This window comes from Providencia sp. PROV209 (assembly GCF_028479485.1).
GTDB lineage: Bacteria > Pseudomonadota > Gammaproteobacteria > Enterobacterales > Enterobacteriaceae > Providencia > Providencia alcalifaciens.
This window is the reverse complement of record NZ_JAMPNR010000019.1, coordinates 1-17,362: the sequence shown is the minus strand read 5'-3', so window position 1 is coordinate 17,362 and position 17,362 is coordinate 1. Positions and strand designations below refer to the sequence as shown.

Annotated in this window: 13 protein-coding genes; 6 read left to right on the top strand and 7 right to left on the bottom strand. The window is 43.3% G+C overall.

The features are described 5' to 3' along the window. Window positions 1–18: 18 nt before the first annotated feature. The 3 genes from deoA (at window position 19) to deoD (ending at window position 3,464) form a co-directional block, all read left to right on the top strand. Window positions 19–1,341 (top strand): thymidine phosphorylase, encoded by a 1,323-nt coding sequence (deoA, locus tag PR795_RS13655; RefSeq protein WP_006657104.1) that lies wholly within the window; start codon window positions 19–21, stop codon window positions 1,339–1,341. Window positions 1,342–1,422: 81 nt separating this feature from the next. Then, window positions 1,423–2,646: a phosphopentomutase gene (deoB, locus tag PR795_RS13650; RefSeq protein WP_006662837.1), complete on the top strand. Its 1,224-nt coding sequence runs from the start codon at window positions 1,423–1,425 to the stop codon at window positions 2,644–2,646. Between the two features lie 101 nt (window positions 2,647–2,747). After that, window positions 2,748–3,464 carry a purine-nucleoside phosphorylase gene (deoD, locus tag PR795_RS13645; protein ID WP_006657106.1) on the top strand — a complete coding sequence of 239 codons (717 nt, stop codon included), beginning with the start codon at window positions 2,748–2,750 and terminating at the stop codon, window positions 3,462–3,464. Between the two features lie 292 nt (window positions 3,465–3,756). Here deoD and PR795_RS13640 read toward each other — a convergent pair whose 3' ends face one another. Then, the gene (locus tag PR795_RS13640; RefSeq protein ID WP_006662836.1) at window positions 3,757–4,248 is read right to left on the bottom strand and encodes a GNAT family N-acetyltransferase; all 492 of its coding nucleotides are present in this window, start codon (window positions 4,246–4,248) and stop codon (window positions 3,757–3,759) included. A 174-nt stretch (window positions 4,249–4,422) separates the two neighbouring features. On the opposite strand from PR795_RS13640, the gene PR795_RS13635 reads away from it, so the two are divergent. Beyond that, a complete protein-coding gene (locus PR795_RS13635; protein ID WP_181480574.1) occupies window positions 4,423–5,502 on the top strand; it encodes a hypothetical protein in 1,080 nt (359 codons plus the stop codon). A 61-nt stretch (window positions 5,503–5,563) separates the two neighbouring features. Here PR795_RS13635 and PR795_RS13630 read toward each other — a convergent pair whose 3' ends face one another. The 5 genes from PR795_RS13630 to PR795_RS13610 form a co-directional block, all read right to left on the bottom strand. Further along, entirely contained in the window at window positions 5,564–8,353 is a 2,790-nt protein-coding gene (locus tag PR795_RS13630; protein ID WP_272516871.1) for a M16 family metallopeptidase, read from the bottom strand. Next, window positions 8,343–10,049 carry an ABC transporter ATP-binding protein/permease gene (locus tag PR795_RS13625; protein WP_006662833.1) on the bottom strand — a complete coding sequence of 569 codons (1,707 nt, stop codon included), beginning with the start codon at window positions 10,047–10,049 and terminating at the stop codon, window positions 8,343–8,345. The genes PR795_RS13630 and PR795_RS13625 overlap by 11 nt, the downstream gene beginning before the upstream one ends. A gap of 47 nt (window positions 10,050–10,096) precedes the next feature. After that, a complete protein-coding gene (locus tag PR795_RS13620; RefSeq protein ID WP_181480576.1) occupies window positions 10,097–12,871 on the bottom strand; it encodes a secretin and TonB N-terminal domain-containing protein in 2,775 nt (924 codons plus the stop codon). Window positions 12,872–12,989: 118 nt separating this feature from the next. Then, complete coding sequence (locus PR795_RS13615) at window positions 12,990–13,991, bottom strand: FecR family protein (protein ID WP_181480577.1); 1,002 nt, start codon at window positions 13,989–13,991, stop codon at window positions 12,990–12,992. Further along, entirely contained in the window at window positions 13,991–14,527 is a 537-nt protein-coding gene (locus PR795_RS13610) for an RNA polymerase sigma factor (RefSeq protein WP_006662830.1), read from the bottom strand. The genes PR795_RS13615 and PR795_RS13610 overlap by 1 nt, the downstream gene beginning before the upstream one ends. A 165-nt stretch (window positions 14,528–14,692) precedes the next feature. On the opposite strand from PR795_RS13610, the gene PR795_RS13605 reads away from it, so the two are divergent. Further along, on the top strand, window positions 14,693–15,475 hold the full coding sequence (locus PR795_RS13605; protein WP_006657115.1) for an energy transducer TonB: 783 nt from the start codon (window positions 14,693–14,695) through the stop codon (window positions 15,473–15,475). Window positions 15,476–15,485: 10 nt separating this feature from the next. On the opposite strand, the gene PR795_RS13600 is transcribed toward PR795_RS13605, so the two are convergent. Then, the gene (locus PR795_RS13600) at window positions 15,486–16,247 is read right to left on the bottom strand and encodes an AhpA/YtjB family protein (RefSeq protein ID WP_006662829.1); all 762 of its coding nucleotides are present in this window, start codon (window positions 16,245–16,247) and stop codon (window positions 15,486–15,488) included. Between the two features lie 133 nt (window positions 16,248–16,380). Between PR795_RS13600 and serB the strand changes: the two genes are divergently transcribed. Continuing rightward, window positions 16,381–17,358, top strand: coding sequence for a phosphoserine phosphatase (gene serB / locus PR795_RS13595; protein ID WP_006662828.1), 978 nt, complete (start codon window positions 16,381–16,383; stop codon window positions 17,356–17,358). Window positions 17,359–17,362: the final 4 nt, after the last annotated feature.

Genomic DNA, 17,362 nt, shown 5'->3' with positions numbered 1-17,362 from the left:
TAAATTAAGGAGCCTATTGTGTTTCTCGCTCAAGAAATTATTCGTAAAAAACGTGATGGCAAATCATTAAGTGAAGAGGAAATTCGTTTCTTCATCAATGGTGTGCGCGATAACACAGTTTCTGAAGGTCAAATTGCTGCCTTAGCAATGACTATCTATTTCAATGACATGACAACGCCTGAACGTGTCGCACTGACACTCGCAATGCGTGACTCAGGTTCCGTATTAAATTGGAAATCACTGAATCTGAATGGTCCATTAGTGGATAAACACTCCACGGGTGGCGTTGGTGATGTCACTTCATTGATGTTAGGTCCAATGGTCGCGGCTTGCGGTGGTTATGTACCAATGATTTCTGGTCGTGGTTTGGGTCATACGGGTGGAACATTAGATAAGCTTGAAGCCATTCCAGGATTTGATATTTTCCCTGACGATGAACGTTTCCGGGATATTATTAAGCATGTTGGTGTGGCGATTATTGGACAAACTAATTCGTTAGCACCTGCGGATAAACGCTTTTATGCGACCCGTGATATCACAGCTACTGTTGACTCTATCCCACTGATCACTGCCTCTATTTTAGGTAAGAAGTTAGCCGAAGGTTTAGACGCCTTAGTGATGGACGTTAAGGTGGGTTCTGGCGCATTTATGCCAACGTATGAAAAATCAGAGCAACTGGCTGAATCCATTGTTCAAGTGGCGAATGGCGCGGGCTGTAATACCACGGCACTACTAACCGATATGAACGAAGTTCTCGCATCTAGCGCAGGTAACGCTGTCGAAGTCCGTGAAGCCGTCCAGTTCCTGACGGGTGAATACCGTAACCCACGTTTATTTGAAGTTACGATGGCGTTATGTGTTGAAATGTTGGTATCGGGTAAATTGGCAGCTAATCGTGAAGATGCCCGCCAGAAATTACAAGCGGTGCTGGACAACGGTCAAGCTGCTGAAGTATTTGGTCGTATGGTTGCGGCACAAAAAGGTCCGAAAGATTTTGTTGAGAACTACAACAAATATCTGCCAACAGCAGTGCTTAGCAAAGCTGTTTATGCACCACAAGCCGGCATTATCACACAAATGGACACACGAGCACTGGGTATGTCTGTGGTAACGTTAGGTGGTGGTCGTCGTAAAGCAACTGACCCAATCGATTATAGCGTTGGTTTAAGTGAAATCGCAGCATTAGGTAGCAAAGTTGATACCCAAACTCCACTTGCGATTATTCATGCCAATAGCGAAAAATCATGGGAAGATGCGGCGAAAGAAGTTCGTGCTGCTATGATTATTGGGGATAAAGCCCCTGAAGCGACGCCTATGGTCTATCGTCAAATTAGTGAATAAACCGATATCCGCATTTTTCATCGAAAGGTGCGGGTTAGATTGAAGCGATGAACAGATAAGCTGTATCGCAGGAGAATAAATATGAAACGCACATTTATTATGGTATTGGATTCCTTTGGGATCGGTGCTGCGGGTGATGCCCACAAATTCGGTGACGAAGGTTCAAACACACTTGGTCATATCGCAGAAGCTTGTGCTCGCGGTGAAGCTGATAAAGGTCGTAAAGGTCCATTACACCTGCCTAACTTAACAAAATTAGGTTTAGGTAAAGCAGGAGAAGAATCGAGCGGAAAATTCCCTGTGGGTCTGGATCCTAATGCGGAAATCATCGGCGCTTATGGTTATGCAAGCGAGCTTTCTTCAGGTAAAGATACGCCATCAGGTCACTGGGAAATCGCAGGTGTTCCTGTTCTGTTTGACTGGGGCTATTTCGAAAAACATGAAAACAGCTTCCCTCAGGAGCTGTTGGATACACTGGTCGAAAAAGCCAATTTACCGGGTTATTTAGGTAACTGTCACTCTTCGGGTACGGTGATCCTTGATGAACTGGGTGAAGAGCACATGAAAACCGGTAAACCGATTTTCTACACCTCTGCGGACTCTGTATTCCAAATCGCGTGCCATGAAGAGACTTATGGTTTAGATAAGCTGTATGAACTGTGCGAAATTGCCCGTGAAGAGTTAACCAAAGGTGGTTACAACATCGGTCGTGTTATTGCGCGTCCATTTGTCGGTGACAAAGCGGGTCATTTTGAGCGTACAGGTAACCGTCATGATTTAGCGGTTGAGCCACCAGCGCCAACTGTTCTGCAAAAATTAGTCGAAGAGAAACAAGGTGAAGTCGTTTCTATCGGTAAAATTGCAGATATTTATGCACACGTCGGTATTACTAAGAAAATCAAAGCAACGGGTATTAACGCGTTATTTGATGCCACTTTAGAAGAGATGAAAATTGCGGGTGATGACACGATTGTTTTCACTAACTTCGTTGATTTTGACTCAGCTTATGGTCACCGTCGTGATGTTGCAGGTTATGCCGCAGCGTTGGAATTATTTGACAGCCGTCTGCCTGAAATGCTGAAACTGGTTAAAGAAGACGACATTCTGATCTTAACTGCAGACCATGGTTGTGACCCAACATGGCCAGGTACTGACCATACTCGTGAGCATATCCCTGTTCTGGTGTATGGACCGAAAGTTAAACCGGGTTCTTTAGGTCACCGTGAAACGTTCTCGGATATTGGTCAGACAGTCGCAAAATATTTTGATTTATCACCAATGGATTACGGTAAGCCTATGTTCTAAGGTCAGTTTCTTTACTGAAACGACCGTAAGGTGATTTAAAAATAAGGCAGGCAACTGCCTTATTTATTGTGAACAATTTTAATGATTAAAAGGGAATACGAATGGCTACTCCACATATTAATGCAGAAATGGGTGATTTCGCTGACGTCGTACTGATGCCGGGTGACCCACTGCGCGCGAAGTACATTGCAGAAACTTTCCTTCAAGACGTTCGTCAGGTTAATAACGTACGTGGTATGTTAGGTTTCACAGGGACTTATAAAGGTCGTAAGATCTCAGTTATGGGTCATGGTATGGGTATTCCTTCATGCTCTATCTATGCGAAAGAGCTGATCACTGATTTTGGTGTTAAAACACTGATCCGTGTAGGTTCATGTGGTGCGGTGATGGATGACGTGAAACTGCGTGATGTGGTTATCGGTATGGGCGCATGCACAGACTCTAAAGTCAACCGCCAGCGTTTTAAAGACCATGACTTTGCTGCAATTGCAGACTATGACTTAGTTCATAACGCAGTTGAAGCTGCAAAAGCGCGTAACGTGAATGTGCGTGTAGGTAACCTGTTCTCTGCGGATTTGTTCTATTCTCCAGATCCAGACATGTTTAAAGTGATGGAAAAATACGGCATTCTGGGTGTAGAAATGGAAGCCGCGGGTATTTATGGTGTTGCTGCTGAGTTTGGTGCTCGTGCACTGACAATCTGCACCGTTTCTGACCATATCAAAACGGGCGAGCAAACTACCTCTGAAGAGCGTCAAACTACGTTCAATGAAATGATTGAAATCGCATTAGATTCAGTTCTGTTAGGCGATAAGTAATCGCTGATTAGAACGCCAATCTGAAGACAAAAATGCCACTTTCGAGTGGCATTTTTTTATCTAATTTTTAGCTTAAAAGCTCACTTTATTATTTATTCACTAAATAAAAATACTACAGTTAATGATAAAAATGGTGATGAGGCTATACCAGCACTGCATTATCCTAATAGGTCGATAGCATGGTCGGGTTCATCTATCATTATATAGGCTGGATATTTTTATTGTGAATCTACCTATTCAGTTCATGGTTTAGAGATACTGAATAGGTAATTGATATAAGGAAGGAATAGACTTACTTTATTCGGCTCATCATAATGGCATCCACATATTCACCATCACGAAAAGCATAATCACGCATCACGCCTTCTTGCTTGAAACCAAACTTTTCATACAGACCCAAGCCACTTCCATTCGCAGCAAAGACTTCCAATTCAATACGATGGACATTCAACCAGTTATCACAGTAGTCCACCATCACTTGCATTAATTGTGAGCCAATTCCTTTGCCTTGATAGGCTTCACTGACCGTAATACCAAAGCTTGCTACATGCCGACGTCGCACTTGTGAGGGTTGATGCACAACCAGTAACCCTACTACGGTTTCATTGATTGTAGCCACAAACTGGGTGACGAGGGGGTCATTCGCACCTAGCCGTGCTTCCCATGTTTTTGTCGTTGGATAAGGGAGTTGCAAAGTATTGGCATAGGCGGAGTAATCCGCATGCATTTGCGTGATTGCAGGAACATCGTCTAATGTGGCTCTGCGGATGGTTACGTCACTCATATATAGCTCCTCATTTTTATACCCCATAGTAATCACATTAATGAAATAGCCTGTCAATAGTGGATATTCCTTTATTAAAAAAAATAATATATGAGCAACGGTAAATGATATTTTTATTTATTGCTGATTTTCTATTATTTAGATTCTGATAAATTATGAATAAAAGGGAGAGCTATGTTTAGTTCTATAGACAGTAGTCAATATCATAGTAATAAATTAATGAAAGCAATAATTAGACATAAACATAATCAAAAAATTACAGATAAAACCTTAAGTAAAATACAAAAATACACCAATAAAGTGAAAAATACGAGTTCACCAATAAATTTTAAAATTCAAATCACGGCGGCTAAGAGTCAGTTAATTGATGCCCCTAAGAATGAAGAAAAAATCATAAAAATCCTTGATGAAGTTTCTAATGTATCCAATTTACCCGATGCTAAAGTGGTATCATCAACAAGAAATACGATATTAAAAAATAATCAAATATTATTGGTTAAACAAAATTTAAAAAATTTCTGGGATAATCTCTCTGGGGGGAGAGACAATCGAGTTATTCTTCCAAGGCGTAATGTTGAAGATATTTTTGATCTGAAATGTCATTATGTCTCTAAAAAAACACTAAGAAGAATGAATGAAAAAATAGGTATGCTGATTGAAGATAAACCACAGCATGAAGCAATAAAAGAAATAGAGAATCTACAAGATAAATTAATAGAAAAAAATATTAAGCCTAAAAATCATTTTAAATTAATGAAATCAATGAATAAATTGAAAGAAGAAATAAGTTTGAAAGGAAATGATACTACTGTAATTCAATCGCCAGAAATTAGAGAGGATGAACCCTCACATTTATTACAGGCGGAAATATCGAATAGAATGAAAAATAATGAATTAATTTTTGATTCAAATGAATTGATAGAGTGCTCGCCTGAGTTTAATGATTTGAAAAATGCGGTTAAAGAGCATTTTAAGAATGTCAATGTTACTGAAGGGATAATTAAAAAAATAACAAGTCATCTGAAGGTGTTAGAAATTGTAGAACCTAGAGAAATAATTAAGGATAAATTATTTTATATAGAAAAGTTGATAGGATTAGATGAGGAATTTTTTGATAAAAAAACAATGGTTCATTATCTAAAAGAACGACTCTCCTTTTCCGTTGAGAATCTTAAAGCGTTGTTTAAGGTGTTTACTGAAGAAAGAGCAAAATATTTATTAATACAAAAACAAGCTTTAGTGTATCAGCTGTAAACTAGGAATAAAAAAGGTATTCCACAGACCCAATGCTATCGGGTCTGTGGTTTTTATATCACTAAGGCGTCATCATAAACACTTTCTGATTCTGACCTAAATATTGTTGAGTCAGGCGGTTGATGTCTTGAATATTGAGCTTATTAATGATCTTCTGCTCTTGGGCAATTTTTTGGAATTGTCCATCATCCGCTGCGACTTGAGCTAAAGCTTCAGTCCAATAACTGGAGCTATCCGTGACTTGGGCATTTTCGGTCAGCCAAATATTTTTGGCTTCGGCTAATTCTTTTTCTGTTACACCTGATTGGCGGAGCTGTGCAACGGTATTCCGTGCAAGTGTAATCATCTCAGACGCGCGCTCAGGCGCGGTAGTAAAATTCAATCGCCCAGAATAGTAGGGCTGTGGTTTTTTCGCTAACATTTGTGAAAAACTCAGCGCATAGATACCACTGGCTTTTTCTCGTAGCTCGGTCCGCAGACGCTGGCTAACAATGGTATCAATCAGCTGCAAAGCGAGTTGATCTTGCTGGAACCATTGTGCTGGGGCTGCAAATTGAATACTCACCATACTCTTATCGCTACTACTGATTGGATACTGTTGTTCGAAACTGGTCATCTTCGGCATAATCCCTTGGTTACGCCAAACTAATTTGCCATCGTGAGCAGGTAAAGACGCCACCCATTGCTCCAATATGGGTTTTAATTCACGCGCATTCATCGCGCCAGTGATCACTAATGTCATGTCTGATGTCGAAGTGAGTAACTGACGGTTAGCCTGCTGAAGTTGCTGGACAGTAAAGGTTTTCCAAGCACCTTCAGGGGAGATAACCAATAGCTCACCATGTTGGTAACTTTGTTGATTAATATGGTCAAGGAAAGTGCGCTCAACGGGCATTTTCGACAAGTTCAGCGCAAAAGCTTGTTTGTGTTGTTCCAGCTTTTCACCACTAAATTGCGGCGCGGTGAGTTTTAAATTCAGTAATTGTAATGCGGTTTCGAGGTTATCTACGGGAGTTTTACCACGATAACCATGGCTAAGTAGCTCGCTATATGGGCGCACGCTAATCTGATTTTGTTTTGCCAATAACGCTAAATCTCGAGCACTGTAATTTCCATAACCACTGCTTTCTGGTAGCTTCATCGCCCAATCAGTTAACCCTGCGGTTTGTGGCGTTTCAAGTGAACGTCCACCGGGCAGTTGCAAGTTAAATTGAATATCATCTTTCAGGTTTTTATCCGTTTTAACAATCACCTTAATGCCGTTGCTGAGTATCCATTGTTCAGTTTTAGGGATAGGCAATGAAGATTGTTCAGTGATAGACCCTTTTGCTACAACAGGTAATTTCAGGCTAATCGCTTGAGAGCGCAGCGTGAACGGGCCTGGTTGTGTTTGGCGAATACGCTGCCATTGTTCACTGAAGGTCTGCTTATTGACCGCAGTTTCATCCGTATCTGGACCAATCAGCGCTAAGCGAGGTGATGCGGTTTGTAATAAGTTTGCCACATGGCGTTGCAGATCTTGCGGTTTGATGCCTTTCGTTAATTGGTAGCTATTATCCAGTTGTTGGCGTTTGTTCCACATAGGCATCTCATATTCAAGGGCCGTGGTGAGTTGACCTGCAAGATACTCATTGCTGTAACGCTGCTCGGAACCCGCTTGTTGGCTCAGTTTTGCCAACATGGCTTGTTTTGCGATATTTAATTCTTGCTCAGTCACTGGTTCAGTTGCAAGGCGCTGTAATTCAGTAAATAGCACTTCGGTTGCGCCGGTATAATCATTTCCTTTTGGATGGATGATCATTAACTGCTGAAGACGTTGGTTATCCAGCATGGAGCCTTGCTCATTAATACTAATGGACGGCAGAATGCCATTATCAACCATGACTGAGAAACGTTGGTTTAAGATGGCTAGCCATAAATTATCCATCAGATCGTCCGTTTGACCTTGACGTGTATTCAGCGGTGCAGAGACATTTTTTTGTAATGCAAACTGTACATATCGTGCTCCCTGTTCCTTATCGAAAACCCCTTGAACTAACATATTCTTGGAATCAGCAAAGCGCTTCCATTCAGGCGCATCTTGGGAAATTTTGTCTGGCTTAGGTAATGCGAATAAGGTTTTTACATCCTCGCGCACGGCTGAAGAGTTGAAATCACCAATAACCAGTAAACTCATACGTTGAGGTTGGTACCACGTTTTATAGTAAGCTTTGGCTTGCTCAATGGGAGCTTGGCGAACCACATCAAGGGAGCCAATGGGATTGCGCTCCACATAACGGCTGCCGTGATAGCGTAGTTTCTCGAGGCTGTCATTAATACGATAGCCCATGCCTTGGCGTAAACGCCATTCCTCAATAATGACAGGGCGCTCTTTTTCAAATGCGTCGGCATCGAAAGTCATATTGGCTGCCCAATCCGCCATGACTTGCAACCCTGTACGGGTTTGAGCTGGCGTTGCGTTAGGGAGGGAAAGCTTATACAGCGTGCTATTCAGGCTCGTTATGGCATTGACATGGCTACCCAGTTTTAGCCCTTGTTGTTCAAGTTGCTTAAACCCTGTCGTGCCCGGAAAATGTTGCGTTCCTTTAAATGCCATGTGCTCCGTAAAGTGGGCTAAACCTAATTGCTGTTCTGTTTCTTGTAATGAACCCGCATTGACTAACAAACGCAGCTCAACACCCGGTTGATTACGCTGTAGCAGGTAAACTTGTAGCCCATTATCGAGCTGGTAATGCTGTAAATCTTGACGCACTGGCAGTAATTTCTGTTCATCAGATTGTAGAGACGCACTGCTAACACAGCCGCCTAAAAGGGCTGCCACGAAGGCTGCTAATGTGATTTTACGAAGCATATTCAGGGGTTCCTGTCATGAATGGCGTATTCCGCGTGGTTTCAGATAGACGCAGATGCTTATCCGCTAATTGGTCAACAAAGCTTTGATGGCTGACTAACACAATGCTGCTTGTCGGGAGTTGAGCTTTCAGCATTTGCAGTAATGCTAGGGCACTTGGTTCATCAAGGGCGGATGTCATTTCATCCAATAGCATTAATTTAGGTTGGTTAAGCAGCAGTCGTGCAAACATAATTCGCTGCTGTTCACCGCCAGAAAGCCGGTTATTCCAATCAGTTTCTAGTGCGAGTTGTCGATGGAGTTTCTCTAGCCCAACGAGAGTGAGGGCGTGTTTTAGCTCCGTAGGGGTAAATTTGCTGGCATCTTGCGGATAACTCAATAAGTTATCTAAACGGCTAATTGGCAAATAGAGACGCTGTGGAACCCACATCAGATGCTCCGTGCGACTGATTTTGCCATCAAAGAATGGCCAGTGACCGCTTAAAGTACGTAATAAGGTGGATTTACCAATCCCCGAACGACCGGAAATCAGCAGCAATTCTCCTGAGTTCACCTGCAAATTAACGTGATTCAGCAGTGAGCGGTGATCTGCCGTAAATACATGTAATTCAGCGGTTAATGGCGCATTGTTTTCTTCAAGTGTCGCCTCTGGAGTTTTATCGTTTTCGAGTAACACGACGAAGTTATACAGACGAGCGACGGTCGCTTGCCACGCTGCAATTTCTTTATAGGCAAAAATAAACCAGCCCAGAGACGTCGCTACGCTGGTGAAGGCTTGGCGTAGCTGCATTAATCCACCCAACATAATTTCGCCCGCTAAAAATTTAGGTAAAGCTAACAACACTGGGGCGAGGGCAGTCACTTGCTGATAGCCCACGGTATAGAATGATAAGTTTCGTTCACAGCGGATCAACTGGTTCCAGTTACGGATGATTTCGCTAAAGCGAGTCATCAGCTCTTTACGATCTTGTAATTCACCGCGCTGCCCTGCAATGGCATCGCCATGCTGGCGGCAGTTAATCAGCGAGCTACGGTAGTCCGCTTCACGGCGCTGTTTATCCATATGGAGGCGGCGTAATGGGTAACCAATCAATTGGGTTAGTGCGATACCGATGATGGTGTAAATAATACATGCCCAAAACATATAGCCGGGAACGGTCCAATCACTGCCTGCAAAGCTGAAAGAGAGGCTCCCTGAGAGGGTCCATAAAATGGCAGCAAAAGAGATTAACGTCAGCATAGAGTGCAAAAACGTCACAAGCAGATTCAATGTCGACTCGATCAGCAAGCGAATATCTTCCGCAATTCGTTGGTCTGGGTTATCCGGCTCTTGGGACGTTAATCGCAGCATGTAATGCTTACTATTTTGGGATAACCAGCGACCGAGCACTTGCTCAGTCATGCCTTTACGCCAGCGAATAATCAGCATTTGCTTGAGGTAATTTCCCATGACGACCACAAAGATCAGTCCACTGACTAGAATCACAAAATATTGCAGTAGTCCATAAAGTGCTTGCCCATCCAGCTTTTGCAGCGCGTTATAAAAGTCGCCATTCCACATGTTCATTTTGACATTGAACCACACGGAAGAGAGGGTAAGCCCTAATGAGGCAAATAGCAGCACCCAGCACAAAAGGGCAGCTCGCTGCCCCCAAAAAGGTTTTACTAAATAAAGAAATTGTTTAATGGTCTTCATGACTCGATTTCTTGGTTATGGTGTTTAACATTGCTCACAGTAATCACTTAGAGGTCATAATTCACTTGTAGCCAGAATTGACGACCTGGATCATAAGATTTAATGGCTCGGTCATTGAACATAAAGCGATCTGCAATATTTTTGTTATTCAATACGTTATTGACTTCAACAGAGAAACCAAAGCCGTAAGCAAAGTCAGGTTTCCAGCCTAGGCGGGTATCCCATGTGTATTTGCTCGCGAAGTTTTGCTTGGTGTATTTGCGTAATTGACCGTTTTCTGGATCGGAATAGTAAGCGTTGTCATAACGAACTGCTTGGTCACGAGAACCCCACCATTGCAGGCGGTTGTACCATGTGACGTCATACTCATCCCATACACTGGTGAGTTCAAGGTTAAGCTTAATCGGGGAGTTAAAGCTGGTAGAGGGTAATTTTGAGGCATCAATGACTTTTCCGTCATACCACACTTTATTGAGATTGACTTTGTTGCCGGGGTCGAAAGCGTTATAGCCAGCATCTTTTGGCGTATTGCTTTCACTTTGTTGCCAAGTGAATGAGGCATTCATGACGTGAGAGGCTTCAGCCCATTCCCATGGTTGGCTATTTTTAACGGACAGTGTGACGGTATCGTGAGAACTGCGTCCGCCATTATCGTACATACGGATGCTGCGTTTATCTTCATCGCGGCTATTGTATTTGGTGCGGGTGCGAACTTCATCATAGCCTTCACGGTGAACATACTGTAAGCGCCAAGTCGTCGATAAGATTTCTTGTTGCAGCGCGAGGGTTAGCTCATCGTTATAAGGAGTTTTAAGGGAGTCGATCCCTTCGTAGTCTTTTTTGTTGTCCCACTCATTATTTTCAGGGATCAGGGAACATGGCTCGAAATATCCTGCACATGTTTGCATGCCACCATTTTGAGCCCCATACAGAGCGTAAGTTAGCATTGAACGACCGTAATAACGGTTCGCGCCAGCAATTAACAGCGTTTTCTTATCGCCAAATAAGTCATAGGTACCTGAAAGGCGAGGGGCAACGTTGGTGCGATTAACAAAGTCATCGCGATCGAGACGAACGCCGGGGCGTAAGGTTAATTTTCCAAATTGAATATTGTCATCAAGGAAGATGGCGTAATTGGTGTAATCCGCGGAGTAGCTGCCTTTTTTAAAGCGGCTGATATTCGTTAAGCTCCCAGAGTAGTCATCACCCATAAGATTTCCAGAATAGGTATATTGGAAATAATCATGGTCACGGACATAAGTTCCTTTGGTGTAATTGATTTCAGCCCCTGCGGTTGGCTGGTGAGTTAACCCTAAGTTATCTTCTTGCGGATTAAAACGCATGACGGTTTTTAGGCTATGGGTATTTTGTTTCGACTCTAAATCCCCGAGTCCTCCACTATTACGTTCCGTGGTACCTTTGTAGTTAAAGTCATCATCAAATTCAAATGCGCGAACCATTAACGAATATTTTTGGTCATTCTTGCGGTCATCTTTCAAACTCTGTGTATTGGCGGTTGCTTCAAATTGACCTAAATCGAATTGATGTTTGAAGACAGCGGTCAAACCTAGCCCATCATGGGTGGAATCATAGCCAGAATTGCTGATTGATGAAGAAAATAAGCGGCTATCATAAGAGGCGTAATTGGCTGATAAATCTAATGAGCTCTTCTCTGATAAATTCATCGAATACTTCAAAAAGTAGTTATCGGAGGTACGACGCTGATTTTTTTTACCCGAGTCAGAGTAGATAGGCTCAATTTTATTATTTTCTAAAACATAGGCTTCACCCCCCGTCACCGTCATCGGAATGGTTGAGCTACGACGAGACGCCGAGAACACCACGCCTGAATTTTCCGTTACTCCGAGTTCAAACCAGCCACCAAAATCATTTTTATCGTAGCGATTTTGGAAACGAGCAGGATTGGCGGTATCGTTTTTGGTGGTATCAATAGCTTGGGTTGAATCGTGGAACAGGTTATTCCAACCAGAACGGGTTAAGCGGTAATAGGCATGGGCGCTATTCTCACCTTGCCAGCGGCGGCTATTCACTTCAACGGTGCCTCCCGTAAAGCCACCAAATTCCACGGGAATATTGTTATCGTAAACCGCCATGCTATCAATTAAACGGCTATCGATGTAAATCCCTTGATCGCTACTGCTTAATCGCGTTGCGGTTTCCCCTAAGCCACTGTCAGCAGGGTCAAAGTCATTATTGAAGCTGATCCCATCAAGCCGATAGGCGTTTTGATAGCTGCTGGAACCATGGATCGAAATACGCGAAGGCTTGATCTCTCCTTGGTTCATTGAGTTGCTATCATTATTCGCAAACTGCACTGCGGGGTTCGTTTTCATTAAATCTGTGATATTGCCGTCACCTGTATTTTTTTGGCTGATCTCTTCTGAGGTGACGTATTGCGGTGCGGACATAACATCCATCGCAGGATGATTTTGAACCACGCCGGATACTTGGGTTTCAGGTAGAACTAACGTACCTTGATTTAAATTCTGAGGGCGAATAACCAGCATACCGTTTTCGTTAACCAGCTCTAACCCGCTACCAATAAGAATTTTTTGTAATGCGGTTTGTGGGGTATAGCTGCCAGAAAGGGCGGGGGCGCGCAGACCGTTCAGTTGGCTTTTGTCATACAGGAGTGACACTTGACCTTGACGGCTAATTTGCTCAATTGTGCTCGCTAGCCCTTGCTCTGGTAGTGAAAAGCTGATTTCTTGGGCGATAGCAGATTGGCTGACTAAGGCACTGGTGACCGCCAGTGACAGCGCAATCGGCTTGAATCGACCGAGTGTGAATTGAATTGCCATGGATATCCCTTATTCTTAAGCTGCACAAAAAGCGTGCTAAAAAGTAGTCAATAAAAATGAAGCTACTTAAGAAGAGGGTGAAATGAGAATTATCCTCACCTGTAAATGAAAATATTTTTCATTTATTTTTTTTGTTTTGGATAATCAAAAGGTTATTTTTATCCTGATACACCACTTGCACAGGAAGGAGGGCTGGAAGTGCCTGAAAAAAGGCATCTGGCTGCTGGAGATTGATGCGCCCAGAGATTTTTTGATTTGCTAAGCTACTTGGAGAGAGCTCAACCTGAAAGTTGGAATAGGTTTTTAGCTCGGATAGCACCTCGGAAAGGGGTTTATCCACAAAGGTTAATTCCCCGAAACGCCATCTTGCGACATCTTGAGGCGTCACTGAGTTAAGGGCGATTTTGCTGTTGATACTTGAGCTCAATGCACCTTGCCCTGCGAGCAATAACACGGGTTTTTGGTCTTTGAGGCTCTGAAAGCTAACAATCCCTTGACTGACATTGACCGCGACTCGCTCGCCTTTTTTATTCACTTCAAATTCCGTTCCTACAACCTGAATACGTCGCTGATCCACATTGATGACAAATGGGCGATAAGGGTTCGATTTGACTTTAAAGTAAGCGGAGCCATGGTCTAGATAAAGCTGGCGGATGGGGGTTTCATACGCCACTCGGATGCGGGTATTACGATTGAGAAATAGCACAGAGCCATCAGATAACGTCACTTCTTTGGTTGAATCCGTCGAAACTAATGTCATATTGTTCAATAGCATGGATGGCAGCTGGCTATAAGGTAAGAACAAAACTACCGCAATAAAACAGGCGGCAACAACATGACCGAGTGGTTTCCAAAATGATGATAATCTGAACGTTGATGTCGTGGTTTTGGTCGGTGCCGGGCGTGGAACTTTTTCAATATCTTGCCAAATGCTCGCCATTGCCTCATAGGCATCTGCATGTGCTTTTGACGCTCGTAGCCAAACTTTAAATGCTTGAGATTGTTGATCACTAAGTTGCTGACTGTGCATGCGCGTAAACCACAGTGCCGCCTCTTCGTCGATGCGTTGTTGCTCGACTAACGGGGTATTATCAGGCTGCTGGGTTTGATTCTCTGCCATTAGGGATGCTTGCTCTGGTCGTCAAGATGTTTCTTACAATGCACTAATGCTGCGGCAATATGCTTTTCCACCATACTGATGGAGATTTCCATACGCTCAGCAATCTCACTTTGAGATAACCCATCAAAGCGATACAGCAAAAAAGCTTCTCTGCGACGTGGGGGCAAAAGATCAATGGCCTCACTTAGCCGAGCAATTCGCTGCTGGTGCTCTAAAATTTCACTCGGATCTGCCGTGGTTTGTTCAAAATTTTGCTCATGGGATACTTCATCAATCGAGGTATGGGACTGGCTCTGTTGATGATTGCGTCGCCAATGGTCAATCAGCACATTGCTGGCAATTTTGAACAAGTAAGCACGGTTCTCCTTCACAGGATCCTGTGCTTTACGGTTTAGCCATAGTGTAAACACATCCTGTGATAAATCATCCGCATCGTTACTATTACCTAGTCGACTGCGGAAAAATCGCACAAGTTGACCATAGGTTGATTGATATGCCCCACTGATCTTGCGGGCAAGGGATTTATCGATAGTCATTATCTGGTGTCAAAAGTAAAAATGGTTTAATAATGAGCTCAAATTGACTTTATAAATTAAATCAATACCTTGTAGTTATTATTGTTATTTTATTAATAATAATGAATATCATTTTGATTTGTATTATGCCTATAATCTGCGAAAAATAAAGATGTGAGGCAAAATATGAACAGCAGTGTGGGGCAGCTGGGAAGCCCAATTTTTCGCCCTGTGGGTGGTTTATTTGTGAGTCTTGTTTTCCATGGGATCTTGGCAATGATTTTTATTGGATGGTTTACGTCAAACCTACCAAAAACGGGGGTTTTGCCACCTGCAATCTCTTTGCAATTAGGGCTTTATCAGCTGGAACAGCAGAATGAGCCTGAAGTGAATAATGCGCCCAAGCAACAGATGGCAACGCGTGAAGAAGTTGAGCCTGAAGTGGTTGAAAAAATAGAAAAACTACCTCAGACACCCCTTGTTGATAATGGAACGTTAACCCGTGTAACGGAGAAAAAACGCCCACCGAAGAAAAAGCCTGTTCAAGAGAAAAAAATGGTTGAAGAAGCCCCAGCTTCTACCCAAGAATCTGAAGTTACTTCAGTTCCAACCTCAGGTAGCGCTTCCAATAGCAGCGCCAATTTTTCCAGCAGTGCTGCTGCTCCTGTCAGTGGTCACCATGGATGGGAAAGCGAGGTTCATCAACGTTTAGCTAAGGCAAAGCGCTATCCTCGTGCTGCATTGCGCTTTCGTTCAACGGGTGTTTCACAGGTCAAAATTATCGTGGATAATCAAGGGCAGTTAGTCAGCGCGAGCTTGGTTAATTCATCGGGTACGAAGATCCTGGATAAAGAAGCACTCGCAACTATCCAACGTGCGGCACCGTTTCCAATGCCACCTGAATCCTTGCTTGCAAATGGTAAAGTGGAGCTTATTGCGCCGATCGTGTTTGATACTACGTCGATCTAGATAGAATTTACTATTTTGCTGAAAATTTACGTGCGACCCTTCTTGGTCGATGGGGGCTAGGCACTTTACGCCTTTTTGCACGTGGTGGTTTGATGGAGGGGCTTCGAGAATCCGTTGCCCCTTTGCTGCTTTGGAGCAGTAATTCACTTTCTTCTTCACTTTCCACGGGTTCAACGATTAACGGCTGTTGCTGACCTTTCTTTTTCTTCAAGCGCATCAGGGTATTCGCCAAAATAAACCCAATACATAAAGATAATAGAATGAACACCCGCATAATATTGGTGGTGTTATCCGCTTGTTGAAGGTCTGTAGTGAGCGATTCGGTATCAATGGTAAGACGTAAATAACCATTAGGTTCTTTAGCGCCTTGGACTGGGATCACTAATTGGTAGTGAAAATTCTGTAGTCCCGTGTTGCCTTCAAGGGAAAGTCGTTCTTTGACGGTGGTGCTTTCTCCAACTTGTGTGACTAACGTCCCTGCCGCAGTATATAAACTGGCATCCAAAATATATTGGTCTTTCGCGAGATGATTTAAATTGGCATTAATTCGCTCTAAATTAAAATCTTTGCTGCCGGGAACCATATAATCAGATAAGCTGAAAGCCACTTGCTCAGCGAGTACTTGAGTTAATTGCTTAAATTGTTCTAACCGGCTTTGGCTTTGGCTATAACCTAAATATGAAACCCCATGCATTAAGAAGGTGATTAATGCAATACAAACAATGACAATAACGGTTTTGTGCAGTCTAAAAGGGAGTTTCATAGAAATCATCGTGCTCTTTGTCTGTTTTATAGCAATAAGCCCAGTCATGAAGCGTTAACTTGCTGGAAAATTTAAGTATAGTAATTTTATACAGGGTATACATTATAAAAAAAAGTTGTGTCCACTACAGGAGCTAATTTTCATGCCAACGAGTTTGACCTATTGTTATCTGCCTGATGAAATTCAAAAATGGCCGGGTTTACCACTGTCATTAAGTGGTGAAGAAGTGATGCCATTAGATTATCGTGCAGGGGACACTGGGTGGCTGTTATATGGTCGCGGTTTAGATAAAGCGCGAATTAGTGATTTCCAACAGCGTTTAGGGATTGCGATAGTGATCGTTTCCTCTTGGCGCATCGATGATTACCAAGTTGTACGCATTGCCGGTAGCATCACGCCGCGGATCAAAAAATTGGCAGATGAAAGCCAGCTTGATGTTGTGCCATTAGGGAAAATTCCGCGTCTACGTTCCCCAGGGATCTTACTCATGGACATGGACTCAACTGCGATTCAAATCGAATGTATCGATGAAATTGCCCGTCTTGCCGGTGTTGGCGATCAAGTTGCAGATGTGACCGAGCGCGCCATGCAAGGGGAGCTCGATTTCACCGAAAGTCTGCGGGCTCGTGTGGCACTGCTAGAAGGTGCCGATGCAGCCATTCTTGACCAAGTCCTCGAAAATTTACCGCTAATGCCGGGTCTCACTAGCTTAGTGCGCAAGTTGCAAGCGATGGACTGGCATATTGCAATTGCCTCCGGTGGATTTACTTTCTTTGCCGATAACCTGCGTCAGCGATTAAAGCTAGTTGCTGCGGTTGCCAACCAACTCGAAGTCAAAAATGGCAAACTGACAGGTAAAGTGAAAGGGGCAATTGTTGATGCAAAATATAAAGCGCAAACCCTCGTCAAATTAGCGGAAAAGCTAAACATTCCTATAGAACAAACAGTTGCTATCGGCGATGGTGCAAACGACCTGAAAATGCTCAGAAAAGCAGGGTTAGGCATTGCATATCATGCGAAGCCAAAAGTCTATGCAAGGGCAAAGGTTGGGATCAAGCATGCGGATCTGATGGGTGTCCTGTGTGTCCTCAGTGGGGGGCTCAAGCACGAAGAGCGCTAATTTT